Source organism: Gemmatimonadota bacterium, assembly GCA_041390125.1.
GTDB lineage: Bacteria > Gemmatimonadota > Gemmatimonadetes > Longimicrobiales > Gaopeijiaceae > JAGQIF01.
Map to the genome: position 1 here is coordinate 58,119 of JAWKQN010000007.1, position 16,037 is coordinate 74,155.

The 16,037-nt window shown below is 70.9% G+C and carries 14 protein-coding genes; 12 read left to right on the forward strand and 2 right to left on the reverse strand.

The features are described 5' to 3' along the window. Positions 1-392: 392 nt before the first annotated feature. The 5 genes from R3E98_08250 (at position 393) to R3E98_08270 (ending at position 8,502) form a co-directional block, all read left to right on the forward strand. A complete protein-coding gene (locus R3E98_08250) occupies positions 393-3,353 on the forward strand; it encodes a SusC/RagA family TonB-linked outer membrane protein (protein ID MEZ4423384.1) in 2,961 nt (986 codons plus the stop codon). A gap of 17 nt (positions 3,354-3,370) precedes the next feature. Further along, positions 3,371-4,612 carry a hypothetical protein gene (locus R3E98_08255; protein MEZ4423385.1) on the forward strand — a complete coding sequence of 414 codons (1,242 nt, stop codon included), beginning with the start codon at positions 3,371-3,373 and terminating at the stop codon, positions 4,610-4,612. Between the two features lie 52 nt (positions 4,613-4,664). Further along, positions 4,665-5,858 carry a TonB-dependent receptor gene (locus tag R3E98_08260; protein MEZ4423386.1) on the forward strand — a complete coding sequence of 398 codons (1,194 nt, stop codon included), beginning with the start codon at positions 4,665-4,667 and terminating at the stop codon, positions 5,856-5,858. A 230-nt stretch (positions 5,859-6,088) separates the two neighbouring features. After that, complete coding sequence (locus R3E98_08265) at positions 6,089-7,849, forward strand: GAF domain-containing sensor histidine kinase (GenBank protein ID MEZ4423387.1); 1,761 nt, start codon at positions 6,089-6,091, stop codon at positions 7,847-7,849. Further along, positions 7,846-8,502, forward strand: coding sequence for a response regulator transcription factor (locus tag R3E98_08270; protein MEZ4423388.1), 657 nt, complete (start codon positions 7,846-7,848; stop codon positions 8,500-8,502). The genes R3E98_08265 and R3E98_08270 overlap by 4 nt, the downstream gene beginning before the upstream one ends. A gap of 31 nt (positions 8,503-8,533) precedes the next feature. Here the strand turns inward: R3E98_08270 and R3E98_08275 are convergent, their stop codons facing one another. Then, a complete protein-coding gene (locus R3E98_08275) occupies positions 8,534-9,115 on the reverse strand; it encodes a hypothetical protein (protein ID MEZ4423389.1) in 582 nt (193 codons plus the stop codon). Positions 9,116-9,345: 230 nt separating this feature from the next. Beyond that, positions 9,346-9,531: a hypothetical protein gene (locus R3E98_08280; protein ID MEZ4423390.1), complete on the reverse strand. Its 186-nt coding sequence runs from the start codon at positions 9,529-9,531 to the stop codon at positions 9,346-9,348. A 224-nt stretch (positions 9,532-9,755) separates the two neighbouring features. Here R3E98_08280 and R3E98_08285 point away from each other — a divergent pair, with 224 nt between their 5' ends. From R3E98_08285 to R3E98_08315, 7 genes are all read left to right on the forward strand, one after another. Next, positions 9,756-11,318 (forward strand): hypothetical protein, encoded by a 1,563-nt coding sequence (locus R3E98_08285; protein MEZ4423391.1) that lies wholly within the window; start codon positions 9,756-9,758, stop codon positions 11,316-11,318. Between the two features lie 325 nt (positions 11,319-11,643). Next, entirely contained in the window at positions 11,644-12,264 is a 621-nt protein-coding gene (locus tag R3E98_08290; protein ID MEZ4423392.1) for a sigma-70 family RNA polymerase sigma factor, read from the forward strand. Beyond that, a complete protein-coding gene (locus tag R3E98_08295; protein ID MEZ4423393.1) occupies positions 12,261-12,650 on the forward strand; it encodes a hypothetical protein in 390 nt (129 codons plus the stop codon). The genes R3E98_08290 and R3E98_08295 overlap by 4 nt, the downstream gene beginning before the upstream one ends. Then, a complete protein-coding gene (locus tag R3E98_08300) occupies positions 12,647-13,171 on the forward strand; it encodes a hypothetical protein (protein MEZ4423394.1) in 525 nt (174 codons plus the stop codon). Before R3E98_08295 ends, R3E98_08300 begins: the two co-directional genes overlap by 4 nt. 216 nt (positions 13,172-13,387) lie before the next feature. Then, the gene (locus R3E98_08305; GenBank protein ID MEZ4423395.1) at positions 13,388-13,867 is read left to right on the forward strand and encodes a hypothetical protein; all 480 of its coding nucleotides are present in this window, start codon (positions 13,388-13,390) and stop codon (positions 13,865-13,867) included. After that, on the forward strand, positions 13,864-15,120 hold the full coding sequence (soxC, locus tag R3E98_08310; protein ID MEZ4423396.1) for a sulfite dehydrogenase: 1,257 nt from the start codon (positions 13,864-13,866) through the stop codon (positions 15,118-15,120). The genes R3E98_08305 and soxC overlap by 4 nt, the downstream gene beginning before the upstream one ends. Continuing rightward, the gene (locus R3E98_08315) at positions 15,117-15,743 is read left to right on the forward strand and encodes a cytochrome c (protein ID MEZ4423397.1); all 627 of its coding nucleotides are present in this window, start codon (positions 15,117-15,119) and stop codon (positions 15,741-15,743) included. The genes soxC and R3E98_08315 overlap by 4 nt, the downstream gene beginning before the upstream one ends. The last annotated feature ends 294 nt before the right edge of the window (positions 15,744-16,037 follow it).

A 16,037-nucleotide genomic window follows, 5' to 3' on the forward strand; every position in this document is an offset into this window, starting at 1 on the left:
CCCCCTCGGTGGAACACGCGCGTGTCCCACCCCGATCCGCACTCGGTGCCGGGGGCCCGCGACACCGCCGGCGGCCGATGGGCTGCCGGGTCTTCCAGGGGAGGGGGCTACGTTTCCGGCATCCGTTCGGAGCGTACGCGCCTTGTCGGTCGGGATCCGGTCTCCGCGCTTCGGGCGTGGTGGAACGGCGTACCCGACGCGCGCCGCATCGTGGGCGCGCTCCGACGGGCGCACCGGGCCCGGGGCCAGGGCGAACCACATCGGTTCGGCCACCCGGGGTCCGCGCCGGGGGTCCGTTCCACGGACCCTCCGGGCGAATTCGTGCCCGCCGTCTCCCGAGCCGCTCTCCGCGCGGTGTCGATCCCGACCCACACCCTCACGGGGAGAGTGACATGTCACACAACCGTGTTCGAACGGTGTTGGCCTGGATGCTCCTGCTCATCCCGAGCGGAATCCAGGCGCAGGACGGTGCCGTCTTCGGCACCGTACGCTCCCGCACCGGAGAGCCGGTCCGCGGCGCCCAGGTCTTCGTGGCGGACCGCAACATCGGGACGCTCACCAACGATGCCGGGGTGTACCGGCTGGTGATCCCGGCCGGCACCGTCACCCTGACGGCCCAGAGCATCGGGTATTCCTCCGAGACGGCGCAGATCACTGTCACGGCGGGTGCGTCGCTGCGTCAGGACTTCACGCTGACGGAGCAGGCGATCTCCCTGGAGGAGGTCGTCGTCACCGGCACGGCCGGGCGGCTGGAGCGACGAGCCCAGGCTGCCGTCGTGGAGAAGGTGGACGCCGCCCGCCTGACCGAGGTGGCACCCATCAACAACGTGCAGACGCTGTTGCAGGCCCGGGTGCCCGGCGTGCACCTGGACACCGGCTCCGGCTCGGTCGGCACGGCTCCGCGGATCCGCATCCGCGGGCAGTCCTCCATCTCGCTCTCGAACGAGCCGCTGGTCTTCATCGACGGTGTGCGGATGGACTCGAGCTCGGATCAGGTGTACAGCGTGCTCGGTCAGAGCGTGAGCCGCATGAACGACCTCGCGCCCGAGGACATCGAGTCCATCGAGGTGGTCAAGGGCCCCGCGGCCGCCACGCTGTACGGCGCGGACGCCTCCGCGGGGGTGATCAACATCATCACCAAGCGCGGACGGGCGTCGGGCGGCTTCACGCAGTCGATCTCGGCGGAGTACTCCAACCTCGAGACGAGCTTCGATTCGCCGGCCAACTTCGCCACCTGCTCGGCCAACAACGTGGCGGATCCGAACCGCACGCTGTGCTTCGGTCAGGCGGTGGGAACGCTGGTCAGCGACAACCCGCTCGAGCGTCTGGACGTCTTCCAGCCCGGCCAGGGCCGCGGGCTCAGCTACTCGCTGCGCGGTGGCGGGCAGGACTACGGCGTATTCATCTCGGCGAGCGCGGACGACGAGGACGGCACGCTCCCCAACAACCAATTCCAGCGCTTGAGCTTCCGGTCCAACTTCGACTTCATCGTCAATCCGGAGTTCCGGATCGAGGGTGGCTTCGGGGTCACCAAGACCAAGACCCGGCTGCCGCACTCGGACAACTCGGTGTACGGCATGGTCGCCGCCGGCTTCCTGGGGAGCCCCACCACGGTGGGCACGGTCGCCAACGGGCTCTACTCCGGCGCGGGCGTGGGCGGCATCGACGGACGGGCCCAGATCGAGAACTTCGACGACGCCTTCCGCTTCCAGCCCCGCATCGCGGTGAACTGGTCTCCCTTCCAGAGCTTCACCAACCGCTTCACCCTGGGCGCCGACCTGACCCGTACGTCGGCGTGGCAGTTCTATCCCAAGAACGACGGCGCCTGGTACGGCTCCGACATCCTGAACTCGGGGCAGATCCAGGAGGCGCGCGAAACCGCCAACCGCTGGACCGTGGACTACCTGGGCAACCTGGCGGTGGACCTGTCGGAGACGCTGCGCACGGACCTGTCCTGGGGCCTGCAGATGATCGCCACCAGCCGTGACCGCATCTTCGCGACGGGCCAGGGCCTGGTGGCCAACTCGGCCCGCTCGGTGGGCGCGGCGTCCACGCTGACCGGCGATCAGAACGTCAGCGAGACGCGCTCGAACGGCGTGTTCGGACAGGTGCAGACCAGCTGGCGGGACAAGTTCTTCGTCCAGGTGGCCGGCCGCCTGGATCGCAACTCTGCGTTCGGAGCGGAGTCGCAGTACTTCTTCAGCCCGAAGGTCGGTTTCTCCTACGTGCTGTCCGAAGAGGAGTTCTGGCAGGACTCCGGGATCGGCAACCTCATCAGCACCATGCGCGTGCGCGGTGCGTTCGGCACCACGGGCCGTTCGCCCACGGAGGGCGCCCTGGCCACGTACAACCTGAACCCGTTCGTGCTCACGTCGGACGGGTCGGTGCAGCCGGGGGTGACGCCCAACGATCCGGGCAACACCCAGCTCAAGCCGGAGCGCGGCACGGAGTACGAGCTGGGCTTCGAGGCCGGTCTGCTGGACGAGCGGCTCAGCCTGGAGCTCACGTACTTCAACAAGACCACCACCGACGCCATCCTGCGGCGGCCGATCGCGCCGTCCCTCGGGTTCGACACGGACCCGTACGTGAACATCGGCGAGGTCAACAACCGCGGTGTCGAGGTGGCGGCCTCTGCGCGTCTGATCACCCAGGAGAACCTGGGCTGGGAGCTGCGGGGAACGTTGGCCACCGTCAAGAACGAGGTCGTCGACCTCGGCGACATCGAGCCGTTCGGGACGCTGTCGCGCACGCGTGAGGGGGCTCCGGTGGGCTCGTTCCACACGTTCGTGGTACGCAGCGTGGACGTGGCCAACAACGTGGCCATCGTCTCCGACACGCTGGAGTTCGTGGGCAACACCCTGCCCGGCTGGGAGAGCACGCTCAGCTCGACGGTGAACTTCCTGAGCAACTTCACGCTCTACGCCCAGATGGACCTGCGTGGGGACGTGTACCGCTACAACAACGGCTTCCAGTTCCGCGACCGGCAGTTCCGCAACTCGGAGCGCTGGCACCGCCAGAACGAGATCCTCTCCGACGAGGAGCGGCTGCGCTTCTTCGGGCCGTTCAAGAACGAGAGCGGCCAGAACGTGACGTTCGGCAACGTGAACGGCGCCTACATCGAGGACGCGAGCTACGCGCGTCTGCGTGAGGTGTCCCTGACCTGGACGGCGCCGGAGACGGTGGCGAGCCTGCTGCGCGCCCGTAGCGCCATGTTCACGGTGTCGGGCCGCAACCTGCATACGTGGACGGACTATTCCGGCCTGGATCCGGAGACGACGTTCTCCAACACCACGGAGTTCTTCACCGTCCCGGCCGAGCGGCGCTTCACGTTCCGCGTCAACCTCACCTACTGAGCCACGAGGACCCTACCATGAGAGTTCGCATGCGCGGGATCGCCTCGGCCCTGGCCGTCGTGACGGCCGTGGGGTGTGGCGACAGCTTCTTCCAGGTCTCCGATCCGGACCTGTTGGAAGCCACGAACATCGACCCCGAAGCGGACGGGCTGACCCTGGCCCGCTCCGCCTTCCAGAACCTGGTGGACGCCTTCGGCAACATCATCGTGTACTCCGCCTGGTGGTCGCACGAGGCGCGGGTGGGCGACACGTTCCCGACCCGGAACGAGTTCGGTCGCCGCTTCATCGATGACACCAACGGCACGTTGAATACGGACACGTGGACGCCCATCACGCTCGCCGCGTCGACGGGTGAGCAGGTCGTGCAGACCTTGCAGGGCACACCCGGCCTGGCGCTGGCCATCGGCGCCTTCACGGAGGGCTACGCCATGGTGTTGATGGCGGAGACCTTCTGCGAGGGCACCGTGGCGTCCTCTCCGGAGGAGCCGGGGCCGCGTCTCTCGACGGCCCAGATGCTGGACCGGGCCGTGGAGAAGCTGACGCTCGCCCGCAACGAGGCCCTGCAGGCGGGCGGCAGCGAGGCGACGGACATGGCCCAGGCAGCCCTGGTGGGGATTGCGCGCGCGCATCTGCAGGCGGGCCGCAAGGCCGAAGCCGCAGCCGCCGCCGCGCAGGTGGATCCCGACTTCGTCTACGAGCTTCGCTACGTAGACGACGCGGCCAACCGCGGTCGTCTGGGGAACACGGTCTGGGACTTCACGACCTCCCGCCAATCGCTGGTGGTGCCCCCGGAGTACCGGGACATCGCCGACAGCGGGGACACCCGTGTCAAGTACGACGATTCCGGCCGGCTGGCCCAGGACTCCGAGCTGCAGTTCTACCGTCAGCTCAAGTTCCCCGGGTACGGCGTGAACATCCGGCTGGCATCGGGTCTGGAGGCCCGGTACATCATCGCCGAGGCCACCGGGAGCGTGCAGGACCAGCTCGACCTCATCAACGAGCGCCGCGCGATCGGGAACCAGGGCGCCTTCAGCTCCACGGATCCCACGGAGGTGTTCGCCGAGCTGATGGCGCAGCGGGCCAGGGACTTCTGGCTGGAAGGCAAGAAGATGGGCGACTACCGGCGTAACGGCCACGCGGTGCCCTACGTAATCCCTGACAACGCGGCGTATTACAAGCCCGGCGTCGGGACCATGGGGAACCAGCAGTGCTGGCCGGTCCCGGACGTGGAGAAGCGCACAAACCCGAACTTCAGCTAGGCGGTACCCCGGCGCGGCCCCCGGCCTCGGGGGCCGCGCCACCTCCGTGCCTATGCGGACTCGCTGCATCTTCCTCACCGGCCTGCTCTTCGTCCTGAGCAGTGCGTTCCTCCAGGGCCAGTCGTCGCCTCGTGTGCTCGGTCGCCTGATCGACGCGCGCACCGAACACCCCATCGAGGGTGCCGCGGTCTCGCTGCCCGACCTCGGCCTCCGGACGGTCACGGACGCGGACGGCCGGTTCCGCTTCGTCGCGGTGCCGCCGGGGACCCACGCGGTCCGCGTCGAGCACATCGCCTACGGCACGCATGTCGATGCGATGAACGTCGGCGCCGGGACCGAGCATGCCTTCCAGATGGCGCTGACCCAGCGGGCGCTGCAGCTCGAGCCCATCGACGTGTCGGTCCTGCGCCGCGAGGGCAGCGCCAGCACCCGCTCCAACGTGATCACGCGCGACATGATCGAATCCGTCGCGGGGCGTTCGCGGCATATCGGCGACCTGGTGCGGAGCTACATCCCGAGCGCCTCAGTGTCGGAGGCACGGGGCGGTTTCCTCTGCCTCGAGTTCCGCGGCGCGTCGAGCAGCCGGACCACCGGCTGCAACTACCCGCTCATCGTGCTCGACGGCCTGCCCGTGACGGGTGCCCCGCGCTTCCTGCGGGATCTCAGCGTCCAGGACCTGGAGCGCGTCGAATACGTTCCGGCCAGTCAGGGCGCGGTACGCTACGGCTTCGGCGCCACCCACGGCGTACTCGTGATCGACACCCGCCGCTCGGGCATCGTGCCTGCGGAGGTGCAGGAGACGGACGGGCGCTTCCCCAACTACGCCTGGTCGGCCGAGCCGTCGGGGCACCCCACGGCTCGCGCGTTCCTGGGCGCGACCGCGGGGGCCCTGGCGGGCAGCCTCGCCGGCCTGGCGGCGGTGGGCTGCCTGCCCGGCACGACCGACGCCGGGGTGGGGTGCCTGGAGGACGCGGGCGCCGGTGCCGGTCTGGCGGCACTCACCCTTCCGCTGGTGGCGTCGACCGTGGGGGCACGCTGGATGGGCCGGACGGACCGGTCCCGGGGAAAGTGGCTGCCCAGCCTGGTCATGACGGCCCTGCCGGCCGCGTTGGGCTACTCCGTCTACGTGGACGGCGAGCGGTCCGGCTTCCGTAGCGAGCGGCTGCTGGGCGTGGCGCTCGTCTCCATCGCGACCCCCCTGGTCTCGACGCTGGCCGACCACCTGTTCCGGAGCCGCCTGCCCTGAGCCGAGGCGGGGCGCCCACCCCAGGGCGGGTCTGGCGAGGCCGGGCAGCCCCCGACCAAAGTCAGGGGACGGACCCGCCGCCCTGACGGTGGCCCGGCGGCCCAGGATCCCCGAGCCTTCTACGTGGGAGCCGCGGGCGGCCCCCGGAGGGAGGTGGGGACGGGGGGGCGGGGCCGCCCGCGCTCCCGCGTTGCGCCACACGCGGAGGACCAGATGCGCACGGATCCGGCATGACGGTGCCCGCAGGACCCGCCACCCAGAAGAGCATCGACGATCTCCTGCGCGAGCAGGAGACGTTGCGGGCCTTCGTGGAGTCCATCAGCAGCGAGCTGGACCTGGACCCGCTGCTGCACCGGATCCTGCGGCACGCCTGTGAGCTCATCGGTGCCGACGACGGCGCCATCGGTCTGGTGGACGAGGCCCTGGGCGTGGTCCGCACGGAAGCGATCTACAACATGCCCATCGAAGAGCTGGGCGCGCTCCATCCGCCGGGGGTGGGGATGGCGGGTCAGGTGCTCGCCACGGGCGAGCCCATCCTCCTGGACCGCTACGCGGACCTGAACGTCCCTTCGCGCCGCTACCACGCCCAGAACGCCGTGCTCGGCTTCCCCATCCGGTGGCGGGACCGGATGATCGGCTTCATCGGGATCGGCCGTCGCCCCCTTCCGGACGAGGAGGGCACGCTGCGTTCGGCACCCTTCCAGCGGGACGACCTGGACGCGCTGGGCGTGTTCGCCCGCCATGCGGGCATCGCCATCGACAACGCCCGGCGCTATCAGCGCGAGCAGGAGCGGAGCGAGGCGATGACCCTGCTCACGCGCGTGGGGCAGATCATCACCACCGATCTCGACCTCGAAGACATCCTGCAGAACGCGGCCGACGCCATCCACGAGGTGCTCGGCTATCCCAACGTGGCCATCCCCACGCTGGAACCCGGAGATCCGCCGGTGCTGGCCATCCGGCACGTGGGAGGGAGCTACAAGGCGTTGCTCCAGCGCGTGTACCGTCAGCCGATCACCACGGGCATCATGGGCGCGGCCGCGCGCGAGCGCCGGGCGATCCTCGTCAACGACGTCGAGGCGGATCCACGATGGGTGCACACGCCGGGATCCGTGGGAATCGTGGCCGAGTTGGCCATTCCCATCGTCATCGGAGACGCTGTCGTGGGCGTGCTCAATGTCGAGGGAGGTGAGCCCTTCACCGAGGCGGACGTGGAGAGCCTCTCGATCGTGGCCGGTCAGCTCGCCGTGGCCATCGTGAACGCCCGGCTGCATCAACAGGCCCGCGACCTGGCCGTGCTCGAGGAGCGGCAGCGGCTCGCGCGCGACCTGCATGACTCGGTCACCCAGCTGCTGTTCGGCACGGTCATGATCGCGGAGTCGCTCAGCACCGCCTGGAAGCGGGACGCGGCCGAAGGCGAGCGGCGCACCGCACGCATGCTGGAGCTGAGCAGGGCCGCGCTCGGCGAGATGCGCGCGCTCCTGAGCGAGCTCAAGCCGGCTGAGCCCCCGCCCCCGCCCCCGGAGCACGACCGCGCCCGCTTCGGCTCCGCGTTGCTCCGCGAGGGCGGGCTCGTGGCGGCCCTGCGCGCCGGAGTGAGTCAGGTCACGGGCCCCGGCATCGAGCTGCTGCTGGACACGGACGGGTACCGACCGCAGGCGTATTCGCTCGAGCGGGCGCTGTACCGCGTGGCACAGGAAGCGGTCAGCAACGCGCTGCGCCACGCGCAGCCGTCGAGCGTGGAGGTGCGCGTGACCGTCCGCGGCGGGGAGGTGATCCTTCTCGTGGTGGATGACGGCAGCGGCATCCCGGAGGACGCGCTGCGCCCACGGATCGCAGGCGATGGAGACGGAGGCCACGGCCTGCGCAACATGCGCGAGCGTGTGGGCGAGTTCGGGGGGACCCTGGAGATCACGGGTGGACCGCAGGGGGGCACGTGCATCCGTGCTGCCGTGCCGGTCCGCCCCGCCGAGGAGGGAGACGAACGATGAGCACGATCCGGGTGGTGATCGCGGACGACCACGCCGTGGTGCGCGAAGGACTGGGCCTGTTCCTGTCGGAGGAGGCGCCCGACATCGAGCTGGTGGGTCATGCCCGAACGGGCGCCGAGGCCCTCGAGCGCGTCGTGGAGCTACAGCCGGACGTGGTCCTGATGGACCTGGTGATGCCCAAGATGGACGGCCTGGAGGCCATGCGGCAGTTGAGAGCCGCGGGCACCCGGGCTCGCGTGATCGTGCTGACCACGTACATCGAAGAGGCCAAGGTGCGGGAGGCCCTGGGCCTGGGCGCCGTGGGCTACCTGCTGAAGGACGTCGGCCGCGACGACCTGACCGCCGCCATCCGCGCCGCGCACGAAGGGCGCACGACGCTGCACCCGGACGCGCAGCAGATGCTGGTGCACCACCTGACCGCGCCCGTACGGACGTCCCCGTTGGAGGAGCTCACCGAACGCGAACGGGACGTGCTCAAGCTCATCGCGTCGGGGATGAGCAACAAGGCGATCGCCAAGACGCTCTTCCTGAGCGTCGGCACCGTCAAAGGCTACGTGAGCGCGGTGCTGGCCAAGCTCGGCGTGAGTGACCGCACGCAGGCGGCCCTCGTGGCGGTGCGGGAGGGACTGGTCGACGTCGGCGCGGACGCGTAGACGCCCGCGCCGACACCACGCAACCGCAGAGCTAGCGACGCTTCCCGCGGCTGGATTTGGCCCGCGTGGATGTCTTGCGGGTCGACGTGCTCCGCTTGGACGCCTTGCTCGTCTGCTTGCGAGCGGCGCCGCTCTTCTTGCGGGTCGCCTTGCGCGCGCGCCTCGGCGCGGCTGCCTTGGATTCCTCCGCCTTGCCCGCCGACTTCCGCTTCGGCTTGCGGCCCTGGTTGGGATGCTCCAGGTGCTTCCACGTCTCGCCACGGCGCAGCATGTGGATGGTGCTGGGCGATACACCCAGCTTCTCCGCCCACTCCGCGCCGGAGCGCCGCCAGGCGTCCTTCTTCTCGTCCCAGTCGTTGAGGACGCGCAAGGCCTGGGCCTTGCTCATCTCCGCGTGCGGGGACTTCTCGCCTTGCAGCCAGACGTTGTGGCCGCCCCACCGCCCGGGCTCCTGCCGGGGACCGGGAAGGGACGCGCCGCTGTTGCCGAGGCAGTAATGACGGACCTGGTCCGCTGAATACTTGGGGAAACGCCGAGAGATCTCGGCATAGGACTTACCCTCTGCCGCCATGTCGCGCCAACGCACGACCAGGGCACCCGGGGGTCGGGGCATGCGCCACCTCACGGGGGTGTGTTTCGAGTTGTAGGGAATGTCGAATGATAGGGGTGCGCGCCCCCTGCACGAAAGACCCGTAGGGTTTTCCCTGAAGGCGCGCGTCATCGACCTGTGGCCGATGCGGCCTTGAAGCCGTCGTTCCGCGTCCGCGCCGACCACCCGCGCACGTTGCGCCGGATGCGGCTACGCGGTGCGCTGGAGACGCATGAACGGCGGTGCGTACGTCGTCAGCTACGCAGGTCGGCGAGGCCGTCCGCGGACGTCTGGAAGAGAGCGCCGATCCGGTCGCGGAAAAGCAGGATCGTCGCGCCGACCGCCATCAGCAGGATCAGCACGAGCACGGCGTACTCGACCAGGTCCTGACCGGAATCGTCGGCCCACACGGCCGTGAGGATCGAGGGAAGCATGGTCACGCCCGCTCGCCGGATCCGTGCCGGCTTGGCCCTGGAGGCCGTCCCGGCGGCCATCGTGTTGGGGGACAACGCCGTCCGCCCTCCCAGCCTGCCCGTGTGTCGCGGCAGCGGCCTCCGCCGCCGTGGCGCCCGTCACGACACCTGACGCATCCCCGCCTCTCGTCACAGCCGGCCGACCCGGGTCGTTCTCCTCGGTGTCGGGTCCCGCTGCGGAGGTCGTTCCCATGGACGTTCGTCGTTCGGCTGTGTGGTACCTCGTCGTCTTCCTGGCTGCGGCCGTCCCGCGCGCGGCGCCCGCCCAGCTCATCCCCATCCGCACCGTGCCCGTGGCGACGGGCGATCCCTTCCTGCTGACGCCCTCGGACCGTCTGGGGATGGGTGGGCTGGGCCTGGCGCTGGAGGACACGACGGGCGCTCCGTTCTCGAATCCGGCCGCCAGCGTCCGGCTGGCGCACGGGATGTTCTTCACGGCGCCGGTGCACTACCGGATCTCCGATCCGTTCCGCGTCGGGTCGCAAGGCTCGGGGACGTCCCTCCCGCTCGGGGCCTTCTTCCGGGGCAGCCGGTGGTCGGGAGGGGGCTGGCTGGCGCTGCAGGAGCTCACCGGTGCCGATGGCGACGGCGGGTTCCCCGTGCCGTTCTTCGCCGACTGCGACCAGTGCCGGTTCGTCACCCAGCTTCCGATCGGTCCGACCCTGGGCGAGCGCTCGGCGCGCAACGTCCACGCGCACGCGCAGGTGGCGCGGGCCCTCGAGGGCCGCTCGGCGGCGTGGGGCGTCTCGGCATCGATGGCGGACCTGGGGTGGATGGCGGGGGTGGAGCATCTCTATGCCGGAAGCCAGCGCATCGACCCCAGCGGCACCGTGTGGGACCTGCGCGCAGGCCTGCTCTGGGAGCGCCCCGACGGGGCCGTGCTCGAGGCGGTGGCGTTGCACAACCGGGTGGACATGACCCACCGGGTGACGTACGTGGACTGGCAGGTGCCCACCCTGCCCCCGGACAGCGTACCCGCCAACCCGGTCGTGGTGGAGCCCCGGATCCGCGAGGAGGTCAACGAGGACGTGACGCGCACCTGGGGTGCCCACGTGCGCTACGCCCGCCCCCTGGACGCGGAGGGCTGGCGGGTGGGATGGGTGGTCACGGCCAACCGGCGCGAGCACCCCAAGCTGCCCGACTACGAGATCCAGAACATCCCCCGCGATCCGGGACGGTCCTGGGCCTTCGACCTCGGCGCCGGCCTGGCCCGGAGGTCGGGCCCGCTCGAGTTCGGCGTCGAGGCCGTCCTCGAGCCCATCTCGGCCCGGACGTGGCAGGAAGCCGCCACCGACACGACCACCGTGGGCGGGCAGGTGGTGCGGGCCGGCGAGCGCACCATCGACAACCAGTTCGACTTCCTCAACGTCCGGTTACGCTCCGGCGTCCAGCTCGCGTGGCGCCGCGCGACCGTGCAGGCCGGCGTGGAGGCGCGCGCCATCGCCTACGATCTGGAGCAGGTGGATCGGTTGCGGGCGACGGTGCGCACGCAGCAGGAGAGCTGGATGGAGTGGACACCCACCTGGAGCGTCGACGTCCGGGTGACGGACGTCCGGCTGCGGTACACCGGGTTGGCCACGACGGGCACGGGCCGCCCGGGGATCGCCGACGTGTGGGGGTTCTCGGACGTGCCGCGGGCGACGGCCGCCAGCGACGGCGCCATCAGCATCCTCCCGGCGCCGTCCGGGCCGCTGACCCTGCAGTCGGCGACCGTCTGGACACACCAGGTGGCGCTGGTGGTGCCGATCGGCTGAGGCGGGGCGGCCGGGGGAGCGGGGATCGGCATTTCCGCTCCACCCGGTCCGACCGCAGCGGCCGGATCCGCCTTGGAACCATCATCGCTTCGGCATTTGTTCGGGTCAAGGGCCCGGGCGGCGCCGGTGGCGTCGGCCCCGGCCGACCCGCACTCTCCCTGACGGCCCGACGGGCCCCGGACCAGGGCCGGGAGATCCGACGGCCGATCCCACGATCGCTAACGCCCGGGGTAGGCAAGCGGTCCTGTTCCATGGAGAGCAAGTCCGCCATGTCCTGGAGATCCGGGTGGCTCGTGTCGAGGGTGCGAGGGCGATCCCGGGCATCGTGAGCGACGACGCCCTCTCCCGAGCGCGGGCCGACGGCCCGGACGGCGCCACGGACGCCGAGCTGGTCCAACGCGCCCAGGGTGGGGACGGCGTCGCGTTCGGTGCCCTGGTGCGCCGCCATCTGGCGGTGGCCTTCGCCGTGGCCCGCCCCCTCGTGGAGAGCGAACAGGACGCCGAGGACGTCTGCCAGGACGCCTTCGTGCGTGCGTTGGAGCGCCTCGAGGACTGCCGCGAGCCCGAGCGCTTCAGGGCCTGGCTGCTGACGATCGTGCGCAACCGGGCCCACAACGTGCGGAAGTACGAGCGGGTCCGCCGTACCGAGGAGCTCAGCGGAGAGACGCACGCCGGCGGTGCGCTGCCGGACGCGGACATGGAGCGGACGGAGATCCGGGAGCGGACCACCGGCGCGCTCGACGTGTTGACCGACATGCAGCGCTCCGTGCTCGTCCTGCACGACCACGAGGGCTGGAAGCACGCGGAGATCGGAAGCCGGCTCGGGATCTCGGACGGCGCCTCCCGCTTCCACCTGCATGCGGCTCGCAAGCGGCTGAAGGTGCTGCTCGCGGACCTTGCGCCGCCGACGCGGCGCGCATCCTCCCGAGGGGAGAGGAACGAATGAAGAAGGAACGCGATCCGGTTGTCGGGCACATCGGCCCGACCAGGTACGACCGCCTCGATCCCGCGGGCGACCCCGAGCGCTGGGAGCGCACGGTGCAGCGCATCGTGCAGGCCGCCGCACCCGAGCTGGCGCGGCGTCAGTCGGCGAGCGCGTGGTCGCTGGGCGGCGCGCTGGAGCGCTGGCGACGCCGCGGCATGGCCGCGGCCGGGCTCGTGGCGGCGGCCGCTTCGCTCACGCTGTTCGCGCTGGGTGTGCCCGGCGGCGAGGCGGAGGCGGCGGTGGCGCATCCCGCAGACGCCTTGATGCCGGACATGGCGGATTGGCTCGTGACCGGCGAGGCACCCACGATGGTGGCGCTCATCGGTGAGTTCGGAGAGCCTCGGTGACACGCTCACGCGGATGGTGGGGCCCGGCGGCGTTGATCGTCTCCGTGTTCGTGGCCGGCGGGCTCAGCGGCGCCGCGACCGTGCGTTGGATGGAGTCGCGCACGCCGGAGGCCGAGGTGCGCACGGAGCGTGCGGAACGAGAGGGCGATCCGGAGCCCGGACGCCGGCAGCGGTCCTCTTCCGGACGCTCCTCCAACCGGTTCCTCGACGAGATGGAGGAGCGGCTCGGGCTCAGCGCGACCCAGGTGGAGCAGATCGACAGCATCGTGCAGGCCCAGCGCCGGCGCAGCCGTGAGGTGATGGAGAGCATCCGCCCGCAGCTGTCTGCGGCCCTCGACTCGATGAACCTCGCCATCGAGGACGTCCTGCAGCCCGAACAACAGCCGGGCTTCCAGGAGATGCTGGAGGAGGCGCGCAAGCGCTCGGATCGCAGCCGCCGGGACGGAGACGACCGGCGGCGGAACGGGGAGCCGCCGCGCGACGGCCGGGGTCCCGGCTCGGGAGCCTCCTCTCCCTTCTGACCCGCGGATCGATCGGGGTCGACGCGCGCCGGGGCGCGCCCCCGCGCGTCGGTGCCGCGTCGCGACGATGGCGCTCCCGGACCTCCTGCGGGGTAGCACGGCGGGTCGTCCGTCCGGACCGGACCCGCTGGCCTCCGCCCCGGCCTCCGGACGTCGACGAAGGTGGGGGCGCGGGCGCGCGTCCGCGCGGAGGCCGGACAGGGGACAGCGAGGATCATGGACCGCAGAGCGAGCGTGTGGGTGGGGTGGATGGTGGCGGCGTCGACGTTCGTGGCCCCGGCGGCTGCGCAGGACGTCCACTGGGGGGTGCGGGGCGGTCTGACCCTCGACCCCGACGGCTTCTTCTTCGGCGCCCACGGCGAGATCGAGGTGGACGACGTGCCCGAGTTGCGGATCGTCCCCAGCGTGGATGCCTCGTTCGGCGAGGAAGGGTCCGTGGACTTCACCGCCGTGCGCATCAGCACCAACGGCCACTGGTACTTCGACATCGACGAGAACTTCCGTCCGTTTGCGCTCGGCGGCCTGTCCCTCTACTTCTTCGATCCCGACGTTCCGGGCGCCCGGGACGCCTCCAGCAACGAGCTCGGCCTCAACCTGGGCGGAGGGCTCGACTTCGGCCTGATCTCCGCCGAGCTGTGGGTGGGCGTCTCGGACATCCCCAACCTGACCCTGGCCGCCGCCTACACATTCGAATGAGCGCACCGCCGGAGGATCCGAAGCCCCTGTCGCGACGCGCCCTGCTCGCCGGCGCGGCAGGGGCGCTCGGCGCCTCCGTGCTGGGTGGCGCTGCGCTCGAGGGCACCGCTTCGGCGCTGCCGCCCGCGCAGGCGGGACCGCCCCAGGTTCCGCCCGATCCGTCCGCCGTGCTGGGACGGCTTCCCAACGAGGTGGGGGAGCGCTCCCCGTTCGTCCGCCCCGTGCGCGACCCCAGTCCCACGTCCTCGCGCACACCGCTCCAGGATCTGCACGGCATCATCACGCCGTCGGACCTGCACTTCGAGCGGCATCACGGGGGCGTGGCCCTGGTGGATCCCGCGGCCTACCGGCTGCTGATCCACGGGATGGTGGAGCGCCCCATGGTGTTCACGCTGGACGACCTGCTGCGCTACCCGTCCATCTCGCGCATCCACTTCCTGGAGTGCTCGGGCAACTTCCCCACCCGGGCGGGCCCCGAGACGCCGGCCCAACGCGTGTGCGGGCTGACGAGCACCAGCGAGTGGACGGGCGTGCCGCTGTCGACGCTGCTGAACGAGGTGGGCGTGCGTCCCGAGGCCACCTGGATGATCGCCGAAGGACAGGACGCCGCGCTGATGGCGCGCAGCATCCCCATGGAGAAGGCCTGGGACGACGCCTTCATCGCCTACGGGCAGAACGGGGAGCCGCTGCGTCCCGAGCAGGGGTACCCGGCCCGCCTGTTCCTGCCGGGCTGGGAAGGCAACACCAACGTGAAGTGGCTGCGCCGCCTGGAGCTCACGGACGGGCCGCTGATGGCGCGCGAGGAGACATCCCGGTACAGCGATCCGCTGGGCGACGGCACGGTCCGGCAGTTCTCCTTCGTGATGGACGCGCGCTCGATCATCACCACCCCGTCGTGGCCGCAGCGGCTCCGACCCGGGTGGAACGAGATCCGCGGGATCGCCTGGAGCGGGCGCGGGCGCATCACGGGTGTGGACGTGAGCCTGGACGGCGGGGAAGAGTGGCAGCGCGCGGACCTGCAGGAGCCGGTCTTCTCGAAGGCGCATACGCGCTTCCGCTTCATGTGGCACTGGGACGGTGCGCGCACCGAGATCGCCAGCCGCGCCACGGACGAGACAGGCTACGTGCAGCCGACCCGCGCGCAGCTCCTGGAGGCGCGCAGCGCCCGCACGTCCTACCACCTCAACCCGATCACGGCCTGGGTCGTCGAGCCGGACGGGCAGGTGCTGTACCGCGAGGAGCCGTGGGCGTGAACGGCCGCAGCTGCGCCGGCGGCGCGCTGGTCCTGGCGGTCGCGAGCGTCGCCTGCGCCGGCGACGGCGCGGGCGGTGCCCCCGGCCTCGGCACGGCGGGAGCCGCCGCCTCCTCGACGACGCCCCTGGCCGCGTCGGAGACGCTGCCCACCCACTGGGGACTCGGCTCCGACGCGCCCGACGCACTGATCGCGGCCTGGGACCTGGACGTGGGCCCCGACGGGAGCGGCCTCCCTCCGGGCCGGGGGACCGCCGCGGAGGGCGCGCGGCTCTACCAGCAGCTCTGCGCCTCCTGCCACGGCCTGGCCGCCGAAGGGCAGACCATCAACCCCGCCCTGGTGGTGCGGGGGACGCCGGAGGAGGCCTTCCGGGCTCGGGGAATCGGCGAATTCTGGCCTTACGCGACAACGCTTTACGACTACATCCGGCGGTCGATGCCCCAGACGGCGCCGGGCAGCCTCACGCCCGACCAGGTCTACGCGCTGGTCGCCTTCCTGCTGGCCGAGAATGGCCGGATCGGGCGCGACGAGGTCGTGGACCAGACCACGCTTCCCGCCGTCGAGATGCCGGGGCGGACCCGCTTCGTGCTGGACGACCGGACGGGTGGTCCGACCATCCGGTAGGGCGCCGGAAGGACCTCCAGACGGGCCCGCCGATCCGGCCGATGGAGGGGCGCAAAACCTGACTTCCGGCCCCCTTGACGCCTTTCAGGAGGCCGTTCATCCTTGAAGCACTGTCGCAAGGTGCGGCGGTGTGGGCTGCTACGAACATGCTGAGGCGGAATGCCTGAAGGCCTGGGCCTTCCGCTTTTTACTTGTACGGACGACCCACTGAACTCCGCGTGGCGTGCCACGCAAGTATTGGTGAGTCGCCTGTGGGTACGGGATCTTCCGCACTCGAGCGACGAACACCAGGGA